The sequence below is a fragment of the Carboxylicivirga taeanensis genome (assembly GCF_051851475.1).
Taxonomy (GTDB): Bacteria; Bacteroidota; Bacteroidia; order Bacteroidales; family Marinilabiliaceae; genus Carboxylicivirga; species Carboxylicivirga taeanensis.
In genome coordinates this window covers 41,768-67,369 of sequence record NZ_JBPUSJ010000016.1, presented here as the reverse complement: position 1 = coordinate 67,369, position 25,602 = coordinate 41,768, and the positions used below count along the sequence as shown (strand labels likewise).

Here is a 25,602-nt window from a genome sequence, read left to right as displayed (position 1 = left end):
TTAGTGCGACAAAAAATCAAATAATTAAGGAACATTCTTTAAAGAATCATGCGCATTACAGAACGCGCTATAATAGCCCTTTACATCTCTCTATTTGAGCTTGTTAAATGGAATACAAATAATGCCTTTGAAAATTAAATTTATACACATGAAACAACTCTCTCTACTTGCTATTGTTGTCTTTTTTCTGGGAGCCTGCTCGGCACCAAACAAACCCCTAAAGGAGGCCACCTTTACGAATCGCGACCTGAAGGTTGACAGTGAAATAATGACACCCGAAGTGCTATGGTCATTCGGTCGTGTTGGAAGCGTTGCCGTTTCGCCAGATGGCAAAACCGTAGCCTTTACCATTTCCTATACAAAAATTGAGGAAAATAAAACCTACTCAGACATTTACACCATGCCCGCAGAGGGAGGTGATTACACCCAGATTACTTTTACCAAAGGGGGCGAGTTTGATGTTAGCTGGCGACCCGATGGGGCTAAGATTGCCTTTCTATCAGCAGCCTCGGGCGATGTACAACTGTGGGAAATGAACCCTGATGGCTCACAAAAGCAACAGGTTACTAAAGTTAAAGGCGGTATTGAAGGCTATAAATATTCACCAGGCATGGATAAGATTGCCTTTGCCAAAAGTGTGAAACTGGATAAGACAGTTCAGGACCTCTATCCGGACCTAAAATATGCTGATGCCCGCATTGAAGATGATTTGATGTACCGCCACTGGGATCATTGGGTTGACCCTACCTACTCGCACATATTTTACATTGGCTACGCCAACGGATCGACTGTTGGACAAGCCACAGATATTATGGAGGGAGAGCGTTACCATTCGCCGTTAAAGCCATTTGGAGGCATGGAACAGGTAAGCTTTACGCCTGATGGAAAAAGTATTGCCTACACCTGCAAAAAGAAAACAGGCATGGAAGCAGCATTTTCAACCAATAGTGATATTTATCTGTACGATATTCAAACGGCCAACACCCAAAACCTGACCGAAGGCATGATGGGCTACGACATTGCCCCCAAGTACTCACCTGATGGTCAATACCTGGCATGGGAAAGTATGGCACGCGATGGTTACGAAGCAGATCAGAACCGTTTATTTATGATGAATCTAGCCACGGGCGAAAAGAAAGATTACACGGCTGATTTTGACCAAAATGTGCATGGTTTAACCTGGACCGCTGACAGCAAGCATATTTATTTTACCAGCGAAGATAAAGGCTCGAATGAAATTTTCCGTTTTAATTTGGCCGATAACAGCATTACACAAGTTACCGAGGGCATCCATAATTACAACTCCGTGGCCCTTGCAGCTAATGGCTTAATTGCAACACAAACATCAATGAAGCACCCGACCGAAATCATTCGTGTGGATGCTCAAAGCGGCGAAGGCACCAACATATCGAAAGTAAACGAACCCTTGCTGGCCCAATTAAAAATGGGTGATGTTGAAAAGCGCTGGATCAAAACAACCGATAACAAAGACATGCTGGTGTGGGTTATCTACCCGCCAAACTTCGACAAAAACAAGAAATACCCGGCACTACTCTACTGCGGTGGTGGTCCGCAGAGCATGGTGAGTCAGTTCTGGAGCCTGCGCTGGAATTTCCAGATGATGGCAGCGAACGACTACATCATTGTAGCGCCCAACCGACGCGGCTTGCCAGGTTTTGGACAAGAATGGAATGAGCAAATTAGTGGCGACTATGGTGGCCAGAATATGAAAGACTACTTCTCGGCTATTGATGCCGTTTCGAAAGAACCTTTTGTGGATGAAGACCGCCTGGGTGCCGTTGGTGCCAGCTACGGTGGCTTCTCGGTATATTGGCTGGCCGGTCATCACAACAAACGCTTTAAGGCCTTTATTTCTCACTGTGGTATTTTCAACTTTGAGCAAATGTACAGCACCACCGAGGAGATGTTCTTCGTGGATTGGGATTACAAAGGCAACTACTGGGACACAGACAACAAAACAGCTATGCGCAGCTATGCCAATTCGCCACATAAGTTTGTAAAAAACTGGGATACCCCAATGTTGGTGATTCATGGCGCTAAGGACTTCCGTATCCCTTACACACAAGGAATGGGAGCTTTTAATGTAGCTAAGATGCGCGGCATCCCTGCCCGCTTCCTGTATTTCCCTGAAGAAAACCACTGGGTATTATCGTGCCACAACGGTATTCTGTGGCAACGCGAATTCTTCCGTTGGCTTGATACCTATTTAAAGTAAACTCTTCGAAAAAAATAAGAAATCCCCAAGGTACTGCTGCCTTGGGGGATTTTTTTTTAATAAGCCATAATGCAATCTAGATGCAGTGGTTATTAGTTATTTAAATTACTTATGGTTTGCATTACCCATTGCTGAAGGTGCTCTGTATCACTCATCTCATACGGATACAGAAATTGCGGCAGATATGACTGATTGGGCTGCCGAATACTGTTGCGGGCCACCATCATCGAAAAAGAAAGGCCGGTAAAGCCACTGGACAACCATTCGCCTCTATTCTCAATATATTGTGAATCAGCACCGGTTGGCAAACCCACATGAAGTGTATGGGCATCGGCCCTTACAATGTCCATAAAACTAAGACAAGCGGAGAAGCACATCACATCGGTAATAACAATCACCTGCTCAGCCAGCCGCTTTGCAGACTCCTCAACCGGCTCATCTTGTAGTTTTGGTTGCACATTGTACCTGTACAGTTCGAGGCCTTTGAGCCGGGCGCTGATCATTGAGTCGGCTATCGTTGTGAAAAACTCGTGCTCATATTCACCAAGTGTTTCTGCATTTTGTTGTGAGGTTCGATATTCATAATACTTTCCATTCGAATTACGAATTTTTGTGTTCGTAACAAACGCATCACCATAAATAACTTTGGCCAATTCATCTCCCCGGAGGGAATTACCACCACTGTTACCGCGCAAATCAACCACTAACTGCTCCAATCCGCTATAAGAGGATAAGCTGTCCAGCAACTGCTGATAAGCTGCTCTCTGCCGTTTACTCTGGTGAAAAGTTGGAATACTTACCCAAATAGTATTATCGGCTATCGGCCTTAACACAAAGCCTGCACTTTGCCCATTGGATGAAAACTGTTTTTGTATCGTTTGAATCGCTTCTTCACTGATGTCGGACCATTTCAGGCCGATCGTTTCTGGTCCCTTTGGCGTCATCACTTCCATCTGGCCGGGTACCACCTGCGATGGTACCTTATAACGGGTAAGTAAGCGAGGGGCATTGTAATACCAGTCAGCAAGAATATCCTTTATCCCATCAAACTCCAGGTGCTTTTTAATGAAAAAAGAATCAACCGGCACGCCGTCAACCCTAATTATTTGAGCCTGTTGAATATTAAGATCCGGATAGCTCACATGGTCAACCGAATCAATAACAAAGCGCCCATCCATATATTTAGGATAGATGCCAGCCGACTGCATCTGCGGGCTTTGCCCCTTCTTATAATAGAGCAGTAAATGACGATCTTTAAACGCATTTACAAAACGTTTCAGATACATGCGATATGACGTGTAATCGGATACAAACTGCATATCGGCAACTGCCCGATCAAATGACTTTGTTACACCGTTTTTAAAGGACGGGTTTAAGGTATCGACATAACCCGGATGATGTGCTTTGAGCAATTGACAAATATCCTCCAAATCTTGCCGGTAAATATCCGGCCAGCTAGTGGTTGATTGCGCAAAGACAGACGCACTTACAGAAATTAACAGTATAATTAATTCTTTTTTCATAATAGGGATTAATGATTAGTTGTTAAGTGTTAATTTGTATCTATGCCCTTTTATCCTGAGAGCATAGATAGTTTTAGATTTTAAATTAGCTATCATAAAAATATCATTTTGCATTTACTAAATTGACATTTTTCGGGATTTATGCCCTTTTTTTTCTGCACTCTTAAAAATCGGAATTTGTACAATACAACCTGATAAGCAATTGATTAACGTTCGATTTCGAACACTATAAGTACATTTAAGGACAAAATTATCTTTAAAATTATCATGCCAAAGTCCACCGACGATTAGCTGACTGACCTTTGTGCTCTTTGGTTTAATAATTGGGCTGCCACAGCTATTAGTAACTTAATACTTAAAGCCATGAAAAAGGTAAGTTTAGCGTTAGTGCTACTTCTATTGACGAGTGGCATCATAGCACAAGAGGAGACTATCAAACAGAAGTTTATTAAAGAAACCAGAATTGAAGCTCCCGTATTTATAGGTCAATATGAGCCTAAAACAGCCACACACCAAACACTTAATCAATACCTTCAGCAACAACTCGATTATTTGGCATCATTCGATTTTGATGGTTCTGAAGGTATCGTCTCTGTTGAGTTTACTGTTGAAACGGATGGTCACGTCAGCAATGCCTTCATTACAAATTCAGTAAGCAAAACACTAGATCAAGCCGTGCTAAAAGCCATTGAAAACAGCAGTTCACTGTGGCAAGCTGGTATAATAAACGGGCAACCAAGTGCCATGGAAAAATCGGTGTTGGTAAAATTTGATATTCCGGGTAACGCCAGTCATAACAAACTAGCCTCCGAATATCTGACCAAAGCCATTAATAAGGTCTATGCCGTTGAAGAACTTCAAGAAGCTCCTCTCGAGGCCACCAAAAAACACCGAAAATCTGCACGAAAAGCGCGACATGCTGAAAACCATTTGGTAAAGGCCGAAAGGTACAAACCAAATGATTTATCCATTACATTTTGGCAGGCGAAGGTGTATGAAATTCAGGGCCGCCATACATTAATGCAACAAGAGCTAAATAAATACTTAGAACTGGTAGCTTATCGCCAATTGGAAGAAAGGCTCATCAACAACTCAGACATGGCCGTAATTAATTTGAAATAAGCTGAAATATGAAAGGTCTATTATTGACAGAAGCAAGCTGCAATCGGATGATTACACCCAATAGCAACTTGCTTTTAATTTATGCTCTTTAAATATCTATTTTACAAATACCAAAAGCGGTTTCGTCATTATATCCTTTAAATCTGGAATAGCTATTACTCTGGTTATATGAAACAGGATTTTCAACAAAAATAACTATCAGCTGATTATCGTCAATAAAAATGTAGACGGGATAACCGGGTAAGTCAATGGCCTCTAAAAGCTGTCCATTTCGATCATACTTAAGCAACGCCTTATATTCGAATGGAGCAGTATAAACAAACGATGATGAAAAAGCAATGTCCTGACACTTTCCGAACACACTGTTTGCAATGTAGCTATTATTCAATAGTTTCACCATACCATTCGGCTGCAGATAAACATTACCAGTTAAAGGATCCTCCTTTACACATGCATAATGTTGTCCTGAAAAGTAGCTGCTTACATAATTTTCACTGGTAATGTTACCATCTGCGGTAACAAAATACTCGTAGAGACGGCTATAACTATCATACTCATTGGCAATAAGTACCTCTCGTACATCACTATATTTCAGATATTTTTGATCATAACTGGAGTTAATTGTCGAACTGACAGAATGCCCTCTATCTAACACTTCAAGATAGCTGCCATAATTTGGAGCGACATAAACCTTTCCATTATTGTTAACAGCTATACTAAAAATATCCTGTGACTTCATACTCAACCTGGTTAAGTACTTCATTGTTTTAGCCGCATAAACCGAAATTGAGTTATCGCTATTTTCATTGAGGTATAACTCTGTTTGACCATTATAAGTTCCAAAGCATGGATGGGCAAAATTATAGCTGACCGTTTTTGTTGCCACCACATTTTCGTCTTGGTAATTATATAACGTAAACTTTTGTCGTCCATCAATAAACCCAATGAGATTATCTTCTTTATTAAAAATCATACTGGCAGGAAAGTATGAAAACGAAGGGTAATTGCCCACTCTCACTGAGTCGATATTACTTTTGTATACCCGATAATAATCATCCTCTGCATTACCTCTGGCTTCAACCCAATAATAATTCATGCCTAAAAAGTTCGGGCTTTCATCAATAAAAGTATGCTCGAAGAAATCTGTTCCGACATAAATAGGTGAGTTATGATAATAGGAACCTTTATCTTTAGACCGGTACACACGATACTCTTGAAAATTATCAACCTTGGTGAGCGTCCAATTCAAATGCACTGCACTATCTTTCTCTAAAGCACTTAGGCGCAAGTCCTCACTTAGCGAAATATACCCTTCGTTATCTGATTCGCAAGAAGTAAAAAGCAACAAGATGGTTAAAATCGCCGCACCTATTGCTATAATTTTTGATGTATTCATAGATTAGGTTATTGAAAATAATGATTTAATTTGTAAATATATTTAAAAAAATAATCATCTTAGCTGAGAATTATGAATATTATTAAATCTAACCAAATGAAAAATCTCTTACTAACTGGGAGTATTTTATTAGCATTAACAAGTGTCACTCTAGCCCAGACTGACACAACAAAATTTAACCTCACTTCTAAAAGAGGCTTTTATTATTTTCCCGAAAAGGGCGACTGGTCACTCAGCATAAATGCCAATCCTTTTCTGGAGTATTTAGGTAATATGATTGGTAATCAAACCATCACCAACAACTACAACAACGGCTTTTATTCATATAATATAAGTAATAATGCCCCTAAATTTGCTTTCACGGCACAAAATCCGGGAACAATATATTTCAAATACTACAGCCAGGATAACAGGGCTTGGCGTATTAAACTTTTGTTTGGATACAGCAGCTCCAAGGACAAAGATGGAAGTGGTGAAGAAACTCCTAAAAACGTTTACCTGACCCAAAAAGCGCTGGCGATTGGCTTGTCTGTTGGGCAAGAGTTTTACCGCCCAATAAAGAGCCGAATCAGAGGATACTACGGCTATGAAGCAGGTATTTTATCAACACCATACCGAGGTAGCTTATACAACAGCAATAATAGCATTGTAACAGGTAATGTTGAATATGTAAATGAAACAATGCCCGAGAGTGAATTTAAAGAAGAAGGTGGTAACACTTTAGGTTTTAATGGTGCAGGAATACTTGGGGTCGAATGGTTTTTTGCTCCAAAAATATCGCTTGGAGGCGAATTTGGATTAGGCTTTGAATATGCCAAACAGAAAGAAAGAAAATACATCACAGATGAGAACAAAATCATTGTTGATTCGGGTGGCAACCGTTTTTCATTTGAACCCTATGCAAGTGGTGATCTGATATTACACATCTACTTTTAAAAAACTAAAAGAGGCTGTCTCAAAGGGACAGCCTTTTTCTTTATAAAATGATTAATTATATTGAGCCAAGGCGATGTGATCTCCCAAACGAGTGAACGCCTCTACCCTTTATCCTTTTGCTACGCGCACCTATTTGTGAATGGTTTATTGATTCATCCACTCTTTAAACGGACCGGCCTTAGCGCGGCTAATCATTATCTTATCGTGCAGGTTATTAACCAGCTTCACCACCAGTTTACCACTGAAATAGCTTTCAAATCGTTCAATGGCATCCACATTAATTATGGTTTGACGGTTACTGCGAAAAAACATTTGCGGATCCAGCTCTTCTTCCAGCTTATCGAGCGATTGATTGAGTATGTGCTGCCGTCCCTCATAGGTCACTGCAAATGTTACCCGCGCATCAAAATAAAAGTAGGCCACCTCTTCAACACCCAGTTTATAAAAAGCATCGCGCTTGGATACAAGAAAACGCTTACGATAGCCACCTTGTGTTTTTGCAATGGTACGTGCCAGTTCCTGATAATCAATATCGCGCTTTTGATGTTGCTGCTCTTCCTCCTGAGCACGGCTGATAAGCTCAATGGTTTTTTCGAACTTAACAATGGCCTTTTCGAGTTCTTCGCTCTTAATTGGCTTTAGTAAATAATCAATGCTATTTAGCTCAAATGCTTTAAGAGCAAACTCATTATAGGCGGTTGTGAAAATAATTCCGCTATTTTCGACTTTTACCTGATCAAAAATGGAAAAACAATTCCCATCGGCCAGCTCAATATCTAAGAATATGATGTGCGGGTGAGGATGAGTTTTCAAGTAATCAATAGTTTCCTCAACGCTTTGTAGCATTGCCAGCATATTCCATTGTGGTCGCAGCTCAGCAATCATATCGCGGAGCATTTCACCACTATATATTTCGTCTTCTACAATGATTATATTGATGTCCATTTCTCAGCCTTTCTTAACATTCAATGAGCGGCAATTCAACCCTAAATTCGTTTTCGCTTTTAACAATCACCACCTCCTTATCCGTGAGCATTCTATAGCGTTCGCGCAGGTTACTTAGCCCTGTATTGGTCGAGTAAGTGGTTGTTTTCGCATTTATATTATTGACCATAATGATTTTTCCATCACGGGTAAATATTTGCAATTTGAGGGGCGTCGCCTTGGTGGCTACATTATGTTTTATCACATTTTCGAGCAAGAGCTGCATACTTAAAGGTGGCAAGTGCCAATTATAGTATTTTTCATCCAAATGGTGCTCTACAATCAATCCTTCTCGCAGGCGCTCCTGATGCAGAGCCCCATAGGCCTTCAGAAATTTTAATTCATCAACCAGTTTAATAGAACGGTGCTTATTGCTTTCTAAAACATAGCGGTAAACATCGGAGAAGTTAATGGCAAAACGGATGGCTGCTTCCTTGTCGTGCCGGATAATGGCGATAAGGGTACTCAGGTTATTAAATAAAAAGTGCGGATTGACCTGATCCTGTAATGCGCGATAATCTTGTTTGAGCTTATCCTGCTGCAAGCGTTCCATCTCGAGCATCACAAAACTTAAGCTCTGATGGTAGTTATAAGCGAATAACAGCACAACATAAATCGTTACAAATAATATGGCAATAGTCAGACTAACGTTATAGGCAATATCCGTCATGGGCTGTCCTCCCTGAACGAATGGTTTGGCATAACGAGCTATCAATACAGCCAATGAAAACCAGATGATTGAAAACCCCAATAGGAACAATATCCTGCCTTTTGTATGCGTATGCCAGGGATGCTTACAGGCGATGATTTTATTAAAGCCAAAAATTCCTTCACTAATAAACATAAATAGCCACACTGAAAACACTAATCCTTTCCACTGCAAGGGCTGACCACTGTCGAAAATAGATGCCAGCACCATGTAAAAAATGGTCCCCATCAGTATTTCAAACAGCAACCTGCCTCTAAAGTTAATGAACAAAATAGGCTTGCCTTTGAGAAACCTATCATAGTAACAGCTATCGTATGTTTTCATGCCTTATTGAAAAGAATAATATAAAGGTAGTGACTCATTCTAACTTATTAAAACAAGTCACTACAAATTGAGCAACATTATTGGTTGGTTGAAGAAGAACGAAGCTCTGCGTTTAACTGACCAATGCCTTTATAATATGCTGTTTTTGCGACTTCATAGGTGGCCAATGCATTAAGCAACTCAGCATTAGCACTTAGCCAGGCTGCCTGCGAATTAAGTACATCCGTAGTGGTGTTCAATCCGGCTTCAAAACTGGCGGTCACTTCCTCCAATGACTCTTCCGCTTCATCCTTGTTGTTTCTGGCCAACAGAATGGCTTCATAAGCTTCTTTCACACCGATAATGTACTGTTGCACCTCCAGTTGAACGAACTCTTTTGTTTCATCCAATTGCAAACGGGCTTGCTCCGTTCTTAATCTGGCCGCATCCTTTTTATGTTTTTTCTCACGCCAATGTACTAATGGAATAGAGAGTTGAGCCGCAACCTGAGTGGTTGTTTGCCCATCGACTAAATCGGGTATTTCCATATAGCCATAACTCACCTGGCCTCCAATTTGTGGCTTATAGGCACTCATGGCCGATTTCTTTTGCAACTCTGATATGGCCACCTGACCATCCATCATTTTAAGCTCGTTGCGGTTGGCAAAGGCCTGCTCCACACTGTTACTAATGGCAATTAATTCGGGATCGAGGTTGAGCGAGTCAGACACATCCACATTTGAATTCAGATCTAAACCAATAATCTGACACAGGTTCATCTTCATGACCTTATAGGCATTCTCAGCCTTCAGCAGGTTTAGTTGAGCCTCATTTTTTTGAACGGTTACAATCAACTGCTCACTCTTAGGTGTCAGCCCCAATTCATACATGTCTTTCATTTGTTGCTCCAACGAATCGAGCATTTCGAAATACTTGTAGGCGACTGTCAGCTGCTCCTTAAAAGCAACCAGGCTCCAATAGGCGTTATCGGTATTGTAAATCACCTCATCGCTTTGCAACTGGTAGGCCTGCTCAGCAATTTCAACACCTTTATCGGCCATTTTATTCGCAAAACGAATTTTACCACCTAAATAGATGGGCACATTCATGGCCACCTGTCCATTGTAATAGCGCATTTTCTCAGTACCAATGGTCATACCGGGAAAACCAACTACCTGATTGGTTGCATTACCCGTGCCGTCTACAACGGACAGTTCAAAGCCCGGGATATTAATATCATCCATACTTGGCAGGTAAAGCGCACTGGCAGAACCATCAATTTTAGGCAGATAAGCCGTACGTGCCTCCTTTTTCTGTGACTCCGCTTCGTGATGCTTCAGCTTGGCCACTTTAAGTGTTTTGTTATAATCGAGTGCCATCTGACGGCTTTCCTGTAGCGACACCTTTTGCTGTGCCATACCAGAGTAGCCAACCAAAAGGCAAATAATTGATATGTAATATTTCATCATTTTTGTAATTATTGAAAGGTCTTCAACGTTGTTTTTTTTCAAAAAAGGAACCGGTTAAAGGCTTTCCTTATAACCAGCTCCTTCACACTATTCTGCATGAAAAAAATTATTCTTCGATAACCTCAGCTTGATGGTGCAGAGATTTAGTATCAACTTTGTACATAACCGCATATAGCACTGGTATTACAATCAGTGTAATTACCGAACCTATCAGGAGACCAAACATTATGGCAATGGCCATGGTGTTAAACATGGGGTCAAAAGCCAATGGCAACATCCCCAAAATAGTAGTCAGTGAAGCCATCATAACAGGTCGCACCCTGGTCAGGGTTGAATCCACAATCGCTGATAATTTATCCTTTCCTGTTTTTATCTGCAGATTGATCTCATCGAGCAACACCACGGCATTCTTAATCATCATTCCCATCAAACCAAGGGTACCAATGATTGAGAAAAAGGTAAAGTAGATGCCTGTTACAATAAATCCGAAAATAACACCAATAAAAGCTAATGGCATGATTGTAAATATAATAACCGGCTGACGGAAGTTATTAAACAGTCCGATAACAATGATAATCATCAGCAACACGGCCAGGGGCAATTTCTCACCCAAGCCTGCATTGGCCTGATTACTACTCTTATATTCACCTAACCACTCCAGCGTGTAGCCTTCGGGTAATGGAATTGCCTCAATTTTATGACGCAACTTTTTAAACAGTTCAGGTGGTGCCACACCGGCTATCGGGTCGCATTGCGCTATAATGGCACGCTGATTATCATAGCGACGAATCATGCTATTTTCCCAGCCTACGTCAATAGAATCCACCAGCTGACTTAAGGCAACACTTTGGGGCAATCCGGACCATACAGGCACTGATGCCAGTTGGTTCACGTTCTGCTCGATGGATTTATCGAGTTTGAGCATTACCGGTAATTTGTAATCACCATCGTAAAAAATACCTACCGGTAAACCATTGGAGGCAATGGCCAAGGCATTGGCCACATCGGCCCTGCTCACCATCAGCTCGCGCGCTCTGTCTTGCGAGTACACCGGCTCCAATACTTTCATCTGGTTTTTCCAGTCGTGGGTTACGAAAACAGCGTTGGGCTCATTACGCATGATTTCATTGGCTTGCTCAGCCAACTGACGTAACACATCTTCGTCAGGCCCAGTAAACTTAGCTTCAATTTTAAAATCACCTCCCACAGCCATGTAGGTTCTAACCCTGGCAAAAGCCTCAGGATAGTTCTTATCAACAAAAGCCTGCAACTCTGCAATGGTATGCTCAATTATTTCTTTGTCTTTAATGGTAATGATGAGCTCTCCATAGCTCAGACTCAAGCCGTTCATCGGACGCATCAGCGTATAACGTGCAGGCGTACTTCCCAATCCGGTTACAATGGAACCAATATTGTCCCAATCGGCAATGGCCATCTGTATTTCATCCAAATCTTTCTCCACCTGGCTGATGTCCTTCCCTTCGGGCAGACGATATTCCAGAATAAACTGATCATAATCGGCTCCCGGGAAAAAGTTTTGTTTCACAAACCTAAACGACCAGAATGAAAAAACTAAAACAACACCTGTAGCAATTACAAACAATGATTTGTGCCACAAAGCAAAGCGAATGAATCGTCCGAACATCTGATAAAAGCGGCCGCCATAAGGATCGTGCTCATTCTCCTCACCTCCTTTTTTGCTGCGTTTCTTATAAAAATACTCGGCATGGAATGGGGTTTGAATCATAGCCAGCACCCAACTCACAAACAGGGATATGGCCAGTACATAAAACAAAGGACGCAAAAACTCTCCGGCTCCGGTACTGTTAAAAGCCAGCGGCATAAAAGCCAAAATGGCAACAAGCGTAGCTCCCAATAGCGGAATGGCCGACTTTTTAGCGGTATTGATAAAGGCCTTCTTTCGATCCATGCCCCGATCCAGGTCTATCAAAATTCCATCGGCAATTACAATGGCATTATCCACGAGCATCCCCATGGCAATGATGATGGCTGCCAGCGAAACCCGGTGCAGCTCAATATCGAACCCGGCCATGATGATAAAGGTGGCCAATATTGTAAAAATTAATCCACTGGCAATCAGCAGTCCGGCACGCATTCCCATGGCCAACAGCAGCACCACAATTACAATAATAACCGACTCAACAAGGTTAACCATAAAGTCGTCTATGGATTTACTAACGTTGTTGTGCTGGTAAAAAATCTTATGGCACTCAATTCCAATGGGTAAATCTTGTTGCAGCTCAGCCAGACGCTTCTCAATGGCTTCACCCAATATAATAATGTTCCCCCCTTTTTCCATGGAAATGGCCAAACTGATAGCTTCCTTTCCATTGAACTTAAGTTTCTGAAGGGTGGGCTGATAGAACTCACGCTCCACTTTTGCTACTTGCCCCAAACGGTAACGTCCACCATTGGGCAACTTCACTTCAAAGTTCCGGATTTCATCCAGGTTCTGAAACTTATTGCCAATGCTGATGCGAATGCGCTCACTGCCTGCCACAAAACTTCCGGGATCAACAATGGCACCCTGGTCGTTGAACGACTGGAAAATAAGCATTGGATTGATCCCTAAGGATGCAAAATACTCGTTATCAAAACTGACATTAACCACTTCGGTGCGCTTACCAAACACTTCGATGCGCTTAACCCCATCAACCAGCATTAACTCTTGCCTCACATTATCCACATAGTCCTGAAACTCATGGTACTCATAGCCATCATTAGAAATAGCCAGGAATATACCCGATACATCTCCAAAATCATCGTTGACAATCGGATCACTGGCATTGGCTGGCAAGTTGCCTTTAACATCGTTAATTTTGCGGCGCAGGTGATCCCAGAGCTGAGGGAGCTCGTGCGATTTAACACTTGTTTTTATATTGATGGTAATTTCCGATAACCCAGGTATTGAACGCGACTCCAGAAAATCAATATTTTCGAGGCGCTGAATGGCTTTTTCTAGTACGTCGGTTACTTCCTGCTCTACCTCCTGAGCCGATGCGCCCGGGTAGCGTGTAATCACTACCGCGGCTTTCACGGGTATCTCCGGATCTTCGAGCTTCCCCATTGAGTTGAAGGAGAAGACTCCTCCTAAAATTAGGGCAACAAAAATGAAGCTCAAAAAAGCTTTTTGAGATAATATTTTTTCTAACATGTTAATTCGGCTTATAATAGGTTAGTATTCTCCAGAATTCTTACAGTTTGTGATTCGGATAAACTATATACGCCTGCCGTCACCACATACTCGGTCCCTTTGAGACCTGAGTGTATGGAGATTTGACCGTCATTCTGTATTTTACTGACTGCTACCGCACGGCTGGTCACCTTTGAACTATTTTGATCATACACCCACACATACGACTTGTCACCTTTATAAAACACCGATTCAACCGGCACAACAATGGCATTGCTATTGGCTGAGGCCAGCTTAATCCTTACTTTGGCCGACATACCTGGCTTCAGACCGCTCTGTGGCGAGTTAGTCACCTTCAGGCGCACATCAAACATATCATTGCCATTGGCCTTTTCATTAACCGATAAAATCTCTGCAGGCACGCTGAAAGCGTTGGCATTGGCCACATCAATGGCGATGTCAGAAAAGTTTTTGGCCTTACCTACCTTGCTTTCGGGCAAGCTAAAAATAACTTCCAGATGGCTGACATCCAATAATGCGAATATCGGTTGGCCTGGCGACACATTTTCATAATTATGAATTTTCTTACGATAGATAAACCCATCAAAAGGAGCCCTTAACTCAGTATCGGCTAAAGCATTAGCGGCCGCCTCGTAAGCACTTTTTGTGGCCAGATAACCCGCCTCCAGCTTTTCTAAGGTGTTGATTGGCAGTTTATTCTTCTCATACAGCTCCTTATAGCGCGTATACTCGCCGCTGGCCTGCTCAAACTGTGCTTTTGCCGACTGTAAACGTATTTTATAATCACGCGGATCGATGCGGGCAATCAATTGCCCTTTTTTCACATAATCACCTTCATCCACCAGCACATTGTACACTTGTCCACCAACTTTAAAGGCCACACTAACTTCCTTTTCTTCCTTTAATTGTCCGTGAAATACAAGCTCTTCGTTGTCTTGCGCCTTAGCTAAACGCTGAACTTTAACGTAGCGGGGAGCTGTAGTTTGTTTTTCTTCTTTGGAGCTACAGCTAACAACGGCCAATCCAACAACCAACATTGTAACCACGCCATGTAACACTTGTCTCATCATGATAGAATTCAAATTTGATACCTTTCTTTAGAAAATATTTTATTTCAAGCACAAAAGTACCGGTTCAGAAAAGCCGGCATCTACCATTTTTGCACGAAGCGGTAATATTATTGCATCAGGCGACCGGTGGCCTGTTTAAAGCGCAGAAAGGCACAAAAAAAGCCTCAATTCATACGAATTAAGGCTTTTATATATCCTATTAACGACCAGCTACTTGGCGAATCTCATGCGATAACGGGGCGCTACCTTGCCTTCAGCGATTTTATTTAATTTCCCTTTCAGTAATCGTTTTGAAATACCTGATAAATGGTCAACGTACAAAATGCCTTCGGTATGATCGTATTCGTGCTGAATAACGCGGGCATTGTAACCTGAGAAAGTTCTGGTGTGTTTTTCAAAATTCCGATCGTAGTATTCGATCTCAATGGCCCAGGGCCGCTCTACTTCACCACTAAGGTCCGGCAGGCTCAAACACCCTTCATTATCCACCCACACTTCATCCGATTCCCCAACAATACGAGCATTGATGAACACTTCCTTTACTGGTTGCTCATCTTCAAAGAGCTCTTCACGCTCTTCTTCTTTCATTCCTTCATACACCTGAATGGTGTCCACTGTAAACAAGCGAATGGCCTTATTAACCTGCGGAGCCGCCAGTCCAACACCGCCTGCTTCATACATGGTTTCCCACATATTATCGATCAGATCTTGCAAACCTTCGTAATCCGCTGTTATTTCGTCACAAACTTTTCTGAGCACTTTTGTGCCATATGCAGTTATTGCTAATGCCATTTATCTTGTTTTTTGGTTTTCGCTGCAAAAATAGTGTTTTTAGGATAAACCAAAATGCTACCAAAAAGTTTATTGGAATTGCGGACACTTTCCTGCCCGTTTGCTACTTTATCACTCCCTCCGGCCTTTTCGAATGGTAAACCAGAATTCGGAACCTACTCCTTGCTGACTAAGGGCGCCAATTTGCCCCCCATTTTTTTCGGCAAACTCTTTACAAATGATTAAACCTAAGCCGGTTCCTTTCTCACCATCGGTCCCCTCTGCTTTTAACTTTTTATCGGTTCGAAAAAGGTATTTCAAATTTTCCGGACTGATACCCACTCCGGTATCCTTAATACTTACTTTCCAATGCTCGTCTGAGCTACTAATAGAGAATACTATCTCTCCACCAGCGGTGAACTTAACGGCATTGCCCGTTAGGTTGCGGATGATGGTGTTGATGGAATTACGATCGCCCTTGGCTGAAAAGGCATCCGGCACATTATTAATAAGACGGATCGATTTTTTGGCAGCCACAGCTTTGTAAAGGTTAATATTTTCAGTGATGAGGGCCGAGAGGTCAAAGTCTTCATCTTTAAAGCAGATTTTGCCACGTTGCGAGCGCGACCAGGTGAGCAAATTCTCCAGTAACTGATAGATATTTTGCACCGAGCTATTAATTCGTTTAACAGCGTGTCTCTTATCCTCTTCGTCTGTAGTTTCATAATTTTGCTCAAGCATCTGGCTTATTGACATCAAACTGGTAAACGGATTTTTTAAATCGTGCGATATGATGGAGAAAAACATATCCTTGGTGGCATTCATTTGCTTCAGGTTCTCTTCAGAAATTTGCAGCTGCCTGTTCGCCTCAAGTATTTGCTGATTTTGCAGCAGTAACACTTTGTTCGTTTTCATTTTCAGTAAAAACCGATAAATAAATACAATAACCATCAATACCACTATCAATTCGAGAAGCACAAACCAGCTGGTTTGCCAGAAGGGTGGCCTGATAGATATTTTTAGCGTAGCCGCTTCCTTGCTCCAAACGCCATCGCTATTGGTACTTATCACTTTAAAAATATAATCACCTGGCTTTATATTGGCAAAAGAAACATAATTACGGCTACCTGCGCTGTTCCATTCTTTATCGTTTGGATACAGCTGAAAGGCATACTTAGTTTTAGCCGAAAAGAGATGATTAAGACCCGAATATTCCAACGCAAAAAAGCGCTGCCTGTAATCCAGCACGATGTGCTCTGTATAGCTGATATTGGCGGGCATTACAAACTGGCTGTCGAGCTCTGCCACCACGTGCCTATTGGAGCCTGTACCGTGCACCGTGTATACCGGTTTTCCTAATACCTCGAGGCGTGTAATCACCGGCTTATTCACTAACGTATTCTCACTTAACACCTCGGGTGTGAGGATGTTGAGACCGTATACTCCTCCAAAATACAATTTGCCCGAATGCCCCTTATGAAAAGCTCCTCCATTAAATTCATTACTTTGCAAACCGTCATTTACATCGTAGTTTTTACACGCCAATGTGGACCGGTTAATGCTACAAATGCCCTGATTGGTGCTCAACCAAAGGTGCCCATTACTATCTGGCAAAATACTGTAAATAACCTCATTGGGCAATCCATCCTTCACCCCCAATACCTTTACCCGACCATTTGCCGGATTCAAAATATTCAGACCTTCATTCGTCCCCACCCATATCATGCCCCCAACATCTTCATACACGCAAAACACAATGTTATTACTGAGTCTGAAACCTTTTTCTGTTGCTGTTGTATAGCGATCAAAAATACCTGTCTCCGGATTAAAACGATTGAGGCCGCCTCCATAGGTACCAATCCATAGCCTACCAAACCGGTCTTCTACAATACTGGCGTATACAAAATTGTTAGAAAGACTTTGAGGATCAGTCTCACTGCTCAAATACCGATGGAAGGTACCTGTCTGTCGGTCAAATAAATTAAGACCATTGCGCGTGCCCACCCACAAGCGCCCACTGCTGTCTTCAAAAAGCACTCGCACCGAGTTATCTGATATGGACTGCTCATCATCTGCATTATGCAGATAGGCCTTAAAACGATTGGTTAGTGGGTCAAACCGATTTAAGCCACCTCCATCGGTACCTGCCCAAATTACGCCCCGACTATCCTGAAAAACTTCACGCACGGTATTGTTACTGAGTGATCCAATGGCATCGGCACGATGCAAATAGGTGGTGAACCGATCTGTTTTAGGACAATAATGGCACAAGCCCTTATCATTCGTTCCTATCCACAGGCAGCCATCAGCCGATTCGAATATGGACCACACAAAATTACTCGAAAGACTATTGGCCTCTAGCGGGTTATGCTTTATCAAATCAAACTTATTAGCCGCTGGCTGATAAATATTAATACCGGCACCATAGGTTCCAAACCAAACATTGCCATTTTGCGGATCGGCATAAATACAGTTAAATGCATTTTGGCTAACACTTTCTCTATCTGTCGGGTTATGCAGACATCGGGTAAGCTCCAGCTGATCATTCACAATAAACAATCCATCGCCATGGGTGGCGTACCAAACAGTTCCGCTATCACTCACCCATAACGATTTACTGGTATTAGTTGCCAGGCTTCGAGTGGTGTTGGCCGTTTCCAGAATTTGTTTGGACCAACCCTTGCGCGGGTCGTATTCCCATAGTCCGTTAATTGCACTTACCCAAAGACGCCCCTGTTCATCCCATTCAAGGTTATCAATCTCCCCCATTGTTTCGGGAGTGGCGATCGCCACATCTGAGCCATCCATCAGGTTATATCTAAACAGTCCTGTCCGGCCTGAATAGTAAACGATAGCGCTATCAAGTGTTACATCTGTTACACCAACAGTCGATAAACGTTTTAAATCCGTACCATCCGCTAACAAAAACAGCCCATTGCCGGCACCAATAATTAATTGGTTCCCGTACAACTGAAGAGAATTCACCTCTACCAATGTATCAAAAAGTGCTGTTTCATTGGTTGATACGTTGATAGTACTGAGGCCCTTTTTTGAACCGATAAAAACATGATCGTCATGCACTTTCAGGCAGGTTATTGTATCGTTAACCAGGAGATCCGACTGACTGGCTTTATAGTTTTTAAAGACTTCACTTACCGGATTAAATCGAGATAATCCGTTACGGGAAGCAAACCAGAGATGTCCATTGGCATCCTCTGCAATGTGCTCTATCCACTTATAGCAGATGCTATTTGGATTTTTGACCTCGGTGCGATAAATGGTGAAGTGATAGCCATCGAATTTATTGAGTCCGTCTTCGGTACCAAACCACATAAACCCTTTGCTGTCTTTGTAAATGCAGTAAACAGAACTCAGAGATAAACCATCGTTAATACTGATACTTTGAAAACGTATTGGAGAATTTTGTGCAGCCCCCCATTGCATAAACATTAATATAAATCCTATGACAAAAAAACGCTTCATCGCTGCAGAGTTAGTTGCATAAATTTACGTAATGAGAAGGCACAAACCAAGTTAATAACTGATTATCAGTAGAAAAACATGCTTACTTAAGGGCGTGCCAACACCTGGCCGTTCCATCTGGAGCAAATATTCTATTCAATGGTCTATTCGATCCAGATATGTCCCACCAGGTATGTGCGGGCTTTTCCACTGACCAATACGCGGCTGTCTTTGTTTTCACAGTGCAGCACGCCACCCCTTTCAGACAGTTGCCTGGCAGTCATTTTCGTTTTATTGAGTTGCCGGCTCCAATAGGGAGTTAGTGTGCAGTGAGCCGATCCGGTTACCGGATCTTCGAGGATAGTAGCCTGCGGAGTGAAAAAACGAGACACAAAATCGCAACTACTCCCTTTGGAAGTCACAATGACTCCTCCGGTTCCCAAATTGATCTTATCAAAGGCATTGCGGTCTATTTGCAGGTTCATCACGGTGCTTTCCGAGGGATATACCAGCACATAATCACGAGCCTTCAACACGGCATCAGGCTGAATACTTATGGCTTCTTTAATCAATTTGGGTAATTCATCCGGTTGTGGCGGTCTGGCAGGCAAATCAAGCGTAAACATGTCCTTTTCGCAGCGCACCTGAAGCTGACCACTAAGCGTTTCAAATACCAATTTATTGCATACGTGATTCAGGTGCACTTTTAAAACATAAGCCGCCGCCAAAGTGGCATGGCCGCACAAATCCATCTCCAAATCGGGAGTAAACCAACGCAAGTGAATCCCTTCCTCGTTCTGCACAAAGAAGGCCGTTTCAGCAACAGCATTCTCTTTTGCGATGGTTAATAATAACTCATCGGGCAACCAATCTTCGAGTGGCACTACACAAGCCGGATTACCACCAAATATTTTGTCTGTAAAAGCATCTATCTGATATATTGTTAGCCTCATAAATCTTGTTTTGAAAGTTTCGGTTGTCCAGCAACAGACTGTTAACTTGAGCTCTAAAGGTATTAATTATTTAACCAAAGTCGACATAAACAACAGTTGCAATACACACACATTTCGTCAGTGGAGAGTAAGCACTATCCAAAACAACCCGTTAAAAGTACAGCATCTTCATAAGGAAACGAAAGAAATATCATATCTGAAAGCTTACAGAATACCTATTTTAGTGCCCCCGAATTAATTTAAACTCCATACATCCTTAAAAAACAAAACAGATACGCGCATGAAGAAAATATTTATTTCACTGATACTCACAGCAGTATTTGCAATTCCCAAAGTAAGTGCCCAGGAAGCCAATTTCGAACTGGCCGGCAAGTTCACCCAAAGTAACGTAAAAAAGTACTTGGGTTCGGGCAACGTCAGTCCCAACTGGCTTGAAAACTCTCATCTATTTTGGTATAGCTACAAAACAGCCGATGGCCGGTTCTACTGGTTTGTCGATCCCGATAAACGCAGTAAAAGGCCGTTATTCGATAATAACGATTTGGCCGCCAAAGTAACAAGCATTACCCATAAAGCCTACAATGTGCATGATCTTCCTATCAAGAAGATAGAGTTTGAAAAAAACAGTCAATCCAGCTTCACCTTTGAAATGGATGACCTGAAGTTCAAATACAACATGAAAACCCAATGGGTAAGCAAAATAGATACCGTTAAGAAAGAAAAAAAAGAGGCCTGGAAAAGCTATTCGCCCGACAGCACCTATATTGTTTTTGCGCGAAAACACAACCTGTACCTCATGCGCTCCAACGATACTGATAGCGTTGAAACCCAACTCACCACTGATGGCGAGCGTTGGTTCAGCTATCAGAGCAAGGGGGGCGATACCACCTCCGACAAGCGCCTGAGTGCCCGCGTGTATTGGTTTAAAGACGAAAAGAAGTTTTACACCATGCGCTATGATATGCGCCAGGTAAAAGAAATGGCAGTGATTAACTCGGTAGCTAACCCACGCCCGACCATTGAAACCTACAAATACTCAATGCCTGGAGACGAACATGTTGGCATTCCTCACCTGGAAATTTACGATCTGGCATCAGAAACATGGGTGAAACCACAATTAGAAAAATGGAAAGACCAAAGCATTAAAGCCTATCGTCCATCAAAAACATCTGATAAGCTGTTTGCCATCCGAAAAAAACGCACCTGCGACGAGCTGGAGGTGGTACGCATCAATACCTCTAGCGGCGATGTAACACCTCTCTTCAGCGAGCAGTCTAAACCCTATTTTAACGACCAAATGCATCAACTGCATCTTATTAACGAAGGTGAAGAGCTTATTTGGTGGTCGGAGCGCACAGGCTGGGGACAACTTTACCGCTATGATTCCAATGGCAAATTAAAGAACCAGATTACCAAGGGTAACTTTGTTGTTGGTCAGGTAGCACGAATTGATACGGCCTCTAACGCCATCTATTATCCGGCATACGGCAAAGAGAAAGGTTTTGATCCCTATTACAGCATCTATTACCGCACTAATTTTGATGGTTCAGGCACGCGCCTGATAACACCTGAAGAAGCTAATCATCACTTCAGCATGCCTGCTACCGATGAGCATGCCAACTATTTTGTGAATAATTACTCACGAGTTGATCAGGCACCTAAAGCAGTAGTACGCGACAAAAACGGCACTGTGATTATGGAACTGGAAACCATGGATTTATCGAGGGTTAAGGAATTAGGCTGGTCATTCCCCGAAAAATTTGTGGTGAAAGCCGACGATGGCGTTACCGATTTGCATGGGGTTATCTGGAAACCTTTTGACTTTGATTCCACCCGTAAGTACCCGGTAATTTCGTACGTGTATCCAGGCCCGCAAACCGAGGCTGTGGTGCGCGACTTTACTGTTACTGCGCGCTACAACACTGCACTGGCACAGCTGGGGTTTGTGGTGGTTTCTGTTGGACACCGGGGCGGCAGTCCGAAGCGCCATAAGTACTATCACACCTACGGCTATAATAACCTGCGCGACTATGCTCTAAAAGACGATATGTTTGCGCTCCAGCAGTTGGCCAACCGTTATCACTACATCGACATTAACCGAGTAGGTATTTTCGGCCACAGCGGAGGTGGTTTTATGTCTACCGCTGCCATGTTTACCTATCCGGACTTTTACAAGGCCGCTGTATCGTCGGCTGGGAACCACGATAACAACATCTACAATAAGTGGTGGGGCGAAACACACCATGGGGTGAAAGAGATCAAAAAGAAAACAAAGCAAAAGCAGGAACAGAATGATTCAACAACGGTAGAAGCCCATGAGGATGAGTATGATATTTCTTTTCAAAGTAAGATTCCAACCAATCCATCCATCGCTAAAAACCTGAAGGGCCACCTGCTGCTCGTTCATGGTGAGATTGACAACAACGTGCATCCGGCCAACACCATGCGAGTGGTTAAAGCCTTGATGGATGCCCGGAAGCGCTTCGATTTTATGATGATACCCAATGTGCGTCATGGCTTTTCCCAATATTCACCCTATTTTGAGAAAATGCTTTGGTACCATTTTGCAGAGCACCTATTGGGCGACTATCGCAATAATGTGGATCTGGATTTACCTTAAACCAGACATTACACACTCACACAATACCACCAGGCGCCCCTCTTAGCATAGAGTGGCGCCTGTTTTGTCTACCCCCTTCGCTACTGTAAAGATTAAACCAGACTAACAGGAAACAAGCATAGCCACCTCATCTCCAACCAATCCCCCACATCAACTCTCCTAATAATACCACTCTATTATTCCTAACTTCACTGGCGAACTGGCCGCAACTTTAATAGACACACGGCCGCACAACTCACAGAATACCCTTTCCACTCTGTTAGTACAGACAACTTGCCACGATAATTTTTTAGCCCAACTCAGCTTAATCTGTTATTTTACAATTCTTCTGCGTATTTTTAAGTCAATAATTACAAATTCATAGCTGGATGACTTTCTACCGTTTATATCTTTTTCTCTTACTAGTTTCATTTTTCAATCACCTGCAGGCCCAAACACCGGTGTCTGAAGCGAGCAAAGTAGATAGCTTTGAACAAATTGATATTATTGAAATCCCCAATAGAAGTGCACAGGTTGTTGCGCGACTCAACAGAATTGAAAAAACCATGCTGCAGCAAGAGTCGTTGCAGCAGCTGATAACCACTAGCAACGCCAGGCTCAGTGTTATAGACAGTGTGTATAAGCTTGAACAAGTAGCCAATCTGGATGCCTTAAACCGTCGTCACTTGATCAATAAACGCTCCTACTGGAAGCAGCGCGAAGGACAAATAGAAGATATTAAAAGCAAACTAAGTGAAGAGCTCAATCAAATTAATGCACATCTTGAACTGGTACAGAACATTGACAAACAATGGCGACTTGTTGCGCAATCGTTAAACCTGGATACCAACGATAGTGTGGTGAGTGACAACGTCAAACATCTTTATGAAACAAAAAACAAAGTATTAAACAGACTCGTAGAACAAGAAAGCAGCCTCCTGGAACTTCAGAATCAGGCGATTTCGAAACAAACGAAAGTAGACAACTTACTCGAAAGCATCACTCAACAAATAAATGAGGAGGAACAGAATATATTTCTTCATACCCCCATTGTTATTCAAGACTTATTTGAAAAAGAGAAATATATCTCAACGCTGGACATCATCAAAAGGAACCTCAAAATAGAAACGCAGCTACTGGGCGACTACATGCGTGATAACCGCTCCAACAGCGTATTGTTTATACTCATCCTGATAAGCGGCGTAATTGCCTTTCATTGGCTAAAAAAATCGATCTCCAAAAAGGAGGAGAGCCTCAGCGACTCCTATTACCAGTTAAGCTTAAACAAACTGCTGCGTAGCTATCGAAGCACGGCTTTTGTAATCGTCATCTGGCTTGCGGCCTTAATATTTCCTAACCAGCCACAACTGTTTAAAGACTTGATTCGTATCGCCATCTGTCTGCCGCTGAGCATACTCCTGTACAAGCTCGTTAATAAGCGGCTGTTTGTAAGCTTAATGATACTATTTGCCATTGTGCTGATTAAAATACCCATCAGCTTTTTCCCTTCCAACTACACCATTTACCAGGTAATTATACTTTTACTGGCACTAATTGAGCTCATTGCCCTGCTTAACATTCGGAGCTACATACTCAAGTTAAGTATCCCTAACAGACTAGCAGCACTGTTTATCAACCGGATTATTCTGGCAGCCATACTGGCTGTAGGTATATTATTCCTACCTGGCCTCCTTGGCTTTACACTGCTTACCGAACTCATTGTAAACATCATTATAACCAATGCTTTTAGTATTTCACTTCTGTTTGTTTCCATGGTTATTGCCATCGGCATTATCGAATACCTGTTTGAGAGTATTCGCATGAATCAACTTAAAGTGGTGGAAGTTTATGGACAAACATTTAAAAAGCGACTGGTGCAAACCATTCGTTTGGTTTCTGTTCTAACCGCACTGTATATTATCCTTTTCAGCCTGAACATTGATGAAGAAGTCTTGTCATTCTTCTTGGAAGGGATATCGCACCAGTTTGCCATCGGCTCTTTTAGTGTTTCTTTGGGACGGATTATCCTGCTTATATTCATCCTGTTTCTCTCAATCGTTACTTCCAATGTCATAAAAATTCTTTTGGAAGACGATGTATTAAGCCGCACCAAGCTTGGGCAAGGCCTACCACATACCATTGCCCTTTTAGCCAAATATGCCATGATAACACTAGGCATAACTATTGCTGTAAGCATAGCTGGCATCCCCATGACCAGCCTTACCGTTTTAATTGGTGCCTTTGGTGTGGGGATTGGCTTTGGCCTGCAAAATATATTTAACAACCTGGTATCCGGATTAATCCTCCTTTTTGAACGTCCCATAAAAATTGAAGATGTTATTGAGGTAGGTCAGTTACTGGGGCGTGTGAAATCAATTGGTATCCGCTCAAGCATTATCCGCACGTTTGATGGTGCAGAAGTAATCGTTCCTAACGGACAACTAATTTCCAATGAGGTGATTAACTGGACACACTCCGATCCTCAGCGGCGACATGAAGTGTTGGTTGGCGTGGCTTATGGCTCTGATGTGGTTAAAGTAAAACGCATACTGGAAGAACAGTTGCATTTGCATAAAGATATCCTTAAAGATCCTGAACCAAGCGTTCTGTTCGTCAGCATGGGTGAAAGCTCACTGGATTTCAGACTCCTTTTCTGGATATCAAAGGTGAAAGAGGGTGTGGCTATTAAGAGTGATGTAACGCAGATGATTTACGCGGCCCTCACCAGGGAAGGCATCCAGATTCCTTTCCCACAGCGCGACATACATATCATCAGTCAGCCCAAAAATACATAATAGTATTTCTGGTTCTTGAATGTAGCGGCCTGTCGATCTCTTCAGGCATTCATTTACAGGCTGCAAAAAACTGCTTTTGCTGAACAATTTCCATTGTAG

General features: G+C 42.4%; 15 protein-coding genes. 5 read left to right on the top strand and 10 right to left on the bottom strand.

Annotation, left to right across the window (positions count from 1 at the left end):
- The first annotated feature begins 148 nt into the window (after positions 1–148).
- Positions 149–2,236, top strand: coding sequence for a dipeptidyl-peptidase Dpp5 (gene dpp5 / locus ACSX1H_RS17255; RefSeq protein ID WP_439185488.1), 2,088 nt, complete (start codon positions 149–151; stop codon positions 2,234–2,236).
- Between the two features lie 92 nt (positions 2,237–2,328).
- Here the strand turns inward: dpp5 and ACSX1H_RS17250 are convergent, their stop codons facing one another.
- A complete protein-coding gene (locus ACSX1H_RS17250) occupies positions 2,329–3,759 on the bottom strand; it encodes a S41 family peptidase (RefSeq protein ID WP_439185487.1) in 1,431 nt (476 codons plus the stop codon).
- Between the two features lie 363 nt (positions 3,760–4,122).
- Between ACSX1H_RS17250 and ACSX1H_RS17245 the strand changes: the two genes are divergently transcribed.
- A complete protein-coding gene (locus ACSX1H_RS17245; protein ID WP_439185486.1) occupies positions 4,123–4,881 on the top strand; it encodes an energy transducer TonB in 759 nt (252 codons plus the stop codon).
- A gap of 88 nt (positions 4,882–4,969) precedes the next feature.
- Here the strand turns inward: ACSX1H_RS17245 and ACSX1H_RS17240 are convergent, their stop codons facing one another.
- Complete coding sequence (locus tag ACSX1H_RS17240; protein ID WP_439185485.1) at positions 4,970–6,277, bottom strand: hypothetical protein; 1,308 nt, start codon at positions 6,275–6,277, stop codon at positions 4,970–4,972.
- A 96-nt stretch (positions 6,278–6,373) separates the two neighbouring features.
- On the opposite strand from ACSX1H_RS17240, the gene ACSX1H_RS17235 reads away from it, so the two are divergent.
- A complete protein-coding gene (locus ACSX1H_RS17235; RefSeq protein ID WP_439185484.1) occupies positions 6,374–7,213 on the top strand; it encodes a hypothetical protein in 840 nt (279 codons plus the stop codon).
- 144 nt (positions 7,214–7,357) lie between these two features.
- Here ACSX1H_RS17235 and ACSX1H_RS17230 read toward each other — a convergent pair whose 3' ends face one another.
- The 8 genes from ACSX1H_RS17230 to ACSX1H_RS17195 form a co-directional block, all read right to left on the bottom strand.
- The gene (locus ACSX1H_RS17230) at positions 7,358–8,158 is read right to left on the bottom strand and encodes a LytR/AlgR family response regulator transcription factor (RefSeq protein WP_439185483.1); all 801 of its coding nucleotides are present in this window, start codon (positions 8,156–8,158) and stop codon (positions 7,358–7,360) included.
- A gap of 13 nt (positions 8,159–8,171) precedes the next feature.
- Positions 8,172–9,230, bottom strand: a complete 1,059-nt coding sequence (locus tag ACSX1H_RS17225; RefSeq protein ID WP_439185482.1) for a sensor histidine kinase — start codon at positions 9,228–9,230, stop codon at positions 8,172–8,174.
- A gap of 77 nt (positions 9,231–9,307) precedes the next feature.
- Positions 9,308–10,678 carry a TolC family protein gene (locus tag ACSX1H_RS17220; RefSeq protein WP_439185481.1) on the bottom strand — a complete coding sequence of 457 codons (1,371 nt, stop codon included), beginning with the start codon at positions 10,676–10,678 and terminating at the stop codon, positions 9,308–9,310.
- Between the two features lie 106 nt (positions 10,679–10,784).
- A complete protein-coding gene (locus tag ACSX1H_RS17215; protein WP_439185480.1) occupies positions 10,785–13,853 on the bottom strand; it encodes an efflux RND transporter permease subunit in 3,069 nt (1,022 codons plus the stop codon).
- Between the two features lie 11 nt (positions 13,854–13,864).
- Positions 13,865–14,923 (bottom strand): efflux RND transporter periplasmic adaptor subunit, encoded by a 1,059-nt coding sequence (locus ACSX1H_RS17210; RefSeq protein WP_439185479.1) that lies wholly within the window; start codon positions 14,921–14,923, stop codon positions 13,865–13,867.
- A gap of 210 nt (positions 14,924–15,133) precedes the next feature.
- Positions 15,134–15,715: a peptide deformylase gene (gene def / locus ACSX1H_RS17205; protein WP_439185478.1), complete on the bottom strand. Its 582-nt coding sequence runs from the start codon at positions 15,713–15,715 to the stop codon at positions 15,134–15,136.
- A gap of 111 nt (positions 15,716–15,826) precedes the next feature.
- Positions 15,827–19,177, bottom strand: a complete 3,351-nt coding sequence (locus tag ACSX1H_RS17200) for a sensor histidine kinase (protein ID WP_439185477.1) — start codon at positions 19,175–19,177, stop codon at positions 15,827–15,829.
- 143 nt (positions 19,178–19,320) lie between these two features.
- Complete coding sequence (locus ACSX1H_RS17195; RefSeq protein ID WP_439185476.1) at positions 19,321–20,109, bottom strand: PhzF family phenazine biosynthesis protein; 789 nt, start codon at positions 20,107–20,109, stop codon at positions 19,321–19,323.
- Between the two features lie 280 nt (positions 20,110–20,389).
- Here ACSX1H_RS17195 and ACSX1H_RS17190 point away from each other — a divergent pair, with 280 nt between their 5' ends.
- Positions 20,390–22,729 carry a S9 family peptidase gene (locus ACSX1H_RS17190; RefSeq protein WP_439185475.1) on the top strand — a complete coding sequence of 780 codons (2,340 nt, stop codon included), beginning with the start codon at positions 20,390–20,392 and terminating at the stop codon, positions 22,727–22,729.
- A 368-nt stretch (positions 22,730–23,097) separates the two neighbouring features.
- Entirely contained in the window at positions 23,098–25,503 is a 2,406-nt protein-coding gene (locus ACSX1H_RS17185; RefSeq protein ID WP_439185474.1) for a mechanosensitive ion channel family protein, read from the top strand.
- Positions 25,504–25,602: the final 99 nt, after the last annotated feature.

What these genes read in the sequence shown, in the direction of transcription:
- def (WP_439185478.1), bottom strand. Translation starts at nt 15,715, where the DNA reads ATGGCATTAGCAATAACTGCATATGGCACAAAAGTGCTCAGAAAAGTT.
- ACSX1H_RS17240 (WP_439185485.1), bottom strand. Translation starts at nt 6,277, where the DNA reads ATGAATACATCAAAAATTATAGCAATAGGTGCGGCGATTTTAACCATC.
- ACSX1H_RS17250 (WP_439185487.1), bottom strand. Translation starts at nt 3,759, where the DNA reads ATGAAAAAAGAATTAATTATACTGTTAATTTCTGTAAGTGCGTCTGTC.
- ACSX1H_RS17200 (WP_439185477.1), bottom strand. Translation starts at nt 19,177, where the DNA reads ATGAAGCGTTTTTTTGTCATAGGATTTATATTAATGTTTATGCAATGG.
- ACSX1H_RS17225 (WP_439185482.1), bottom strand. Translation starts at nt 9,230, where the DNA reads ATGAAAACATACGATAGCTGTTACTATGATAGGTTTCTCAAAGGCAAG.
- ACSX1H_RS17195 (WP_439185476.1), bottom strand. Translation starts at nt 20,109, where the DNA reads ATGAGGCTAACAATATATCAGATAGATGCTTTTACAGACAAAATATTT.
- ACSX1H_RS17245 (WP_439185486.1), top strand. Translation starts at nt 4,123, where the DNA reads ATGAAAAAGGTAAGTTTAGCGTTAGTGCTACTTCTATTGACGAGTGGC.
- ACSX1H_RS17210 (WP_439185479.1), bottom strand. Translation starts at nt 14,923, where the DNA reads ATGATGAGACAAGTGTTACATGGCGTGGTTACAATGTTGGTTGTTGGA.
- ACSX1H_RS17215 (WP_439185480.1), bottom strand. Translation starts at nt 13,853, where the DNA reads ATGTTAGAAAAAATATTATCTCAAAAAGCTTTTTTGAGCTTCATTTTT.
- ACSX1H_RS17235 (WP_439185484.1), top strand. Translation starts at nt 6,374, where the DNA reads ATGAAAAATCTCTTACTAACTGGGAGTATTTTATTAGCATTAACAAGT.
- ACSX1H_RS17185 (WP_439185474.1), top strand. Translation starts at nt 23,098, where the DNA reads ATGACTTTCTACCGTTTATATCTTTTTCTCTTACTAGTTTCATTTTTC.
- dpp5 (WP_439185488.1), top strand. Translation starts at nt 149, where the DNA reads ATGAAACAACTCTCTCTACTTGCTATTGTTGTCTTTTTTCTGGGAGCC.
- ACSX1H_RS17190 (WP_439185475.1), top strand. Translation starts at nt 20,390, where the DNA reads ATGAAGAAAATATTTATTTCACTGATACTCACAGCAGTATTTGCAATT.
- ACSX1H_RS17220 (WP_439185481.1), bottom strand. Translation starts at nt 10,678, where the DNA reads ATGATGAAATATTACATATCAATTATTTGCCTTTTGGTTGGCTACTCT.
- ACSX1H_RS17230 (WP_439185483.1), bottom strand. Translation starts at nt 8,158, where the DNA reads ATGGACATCAATATAATCATTGTAGAAGACGAAATATATAGTGGTGAA.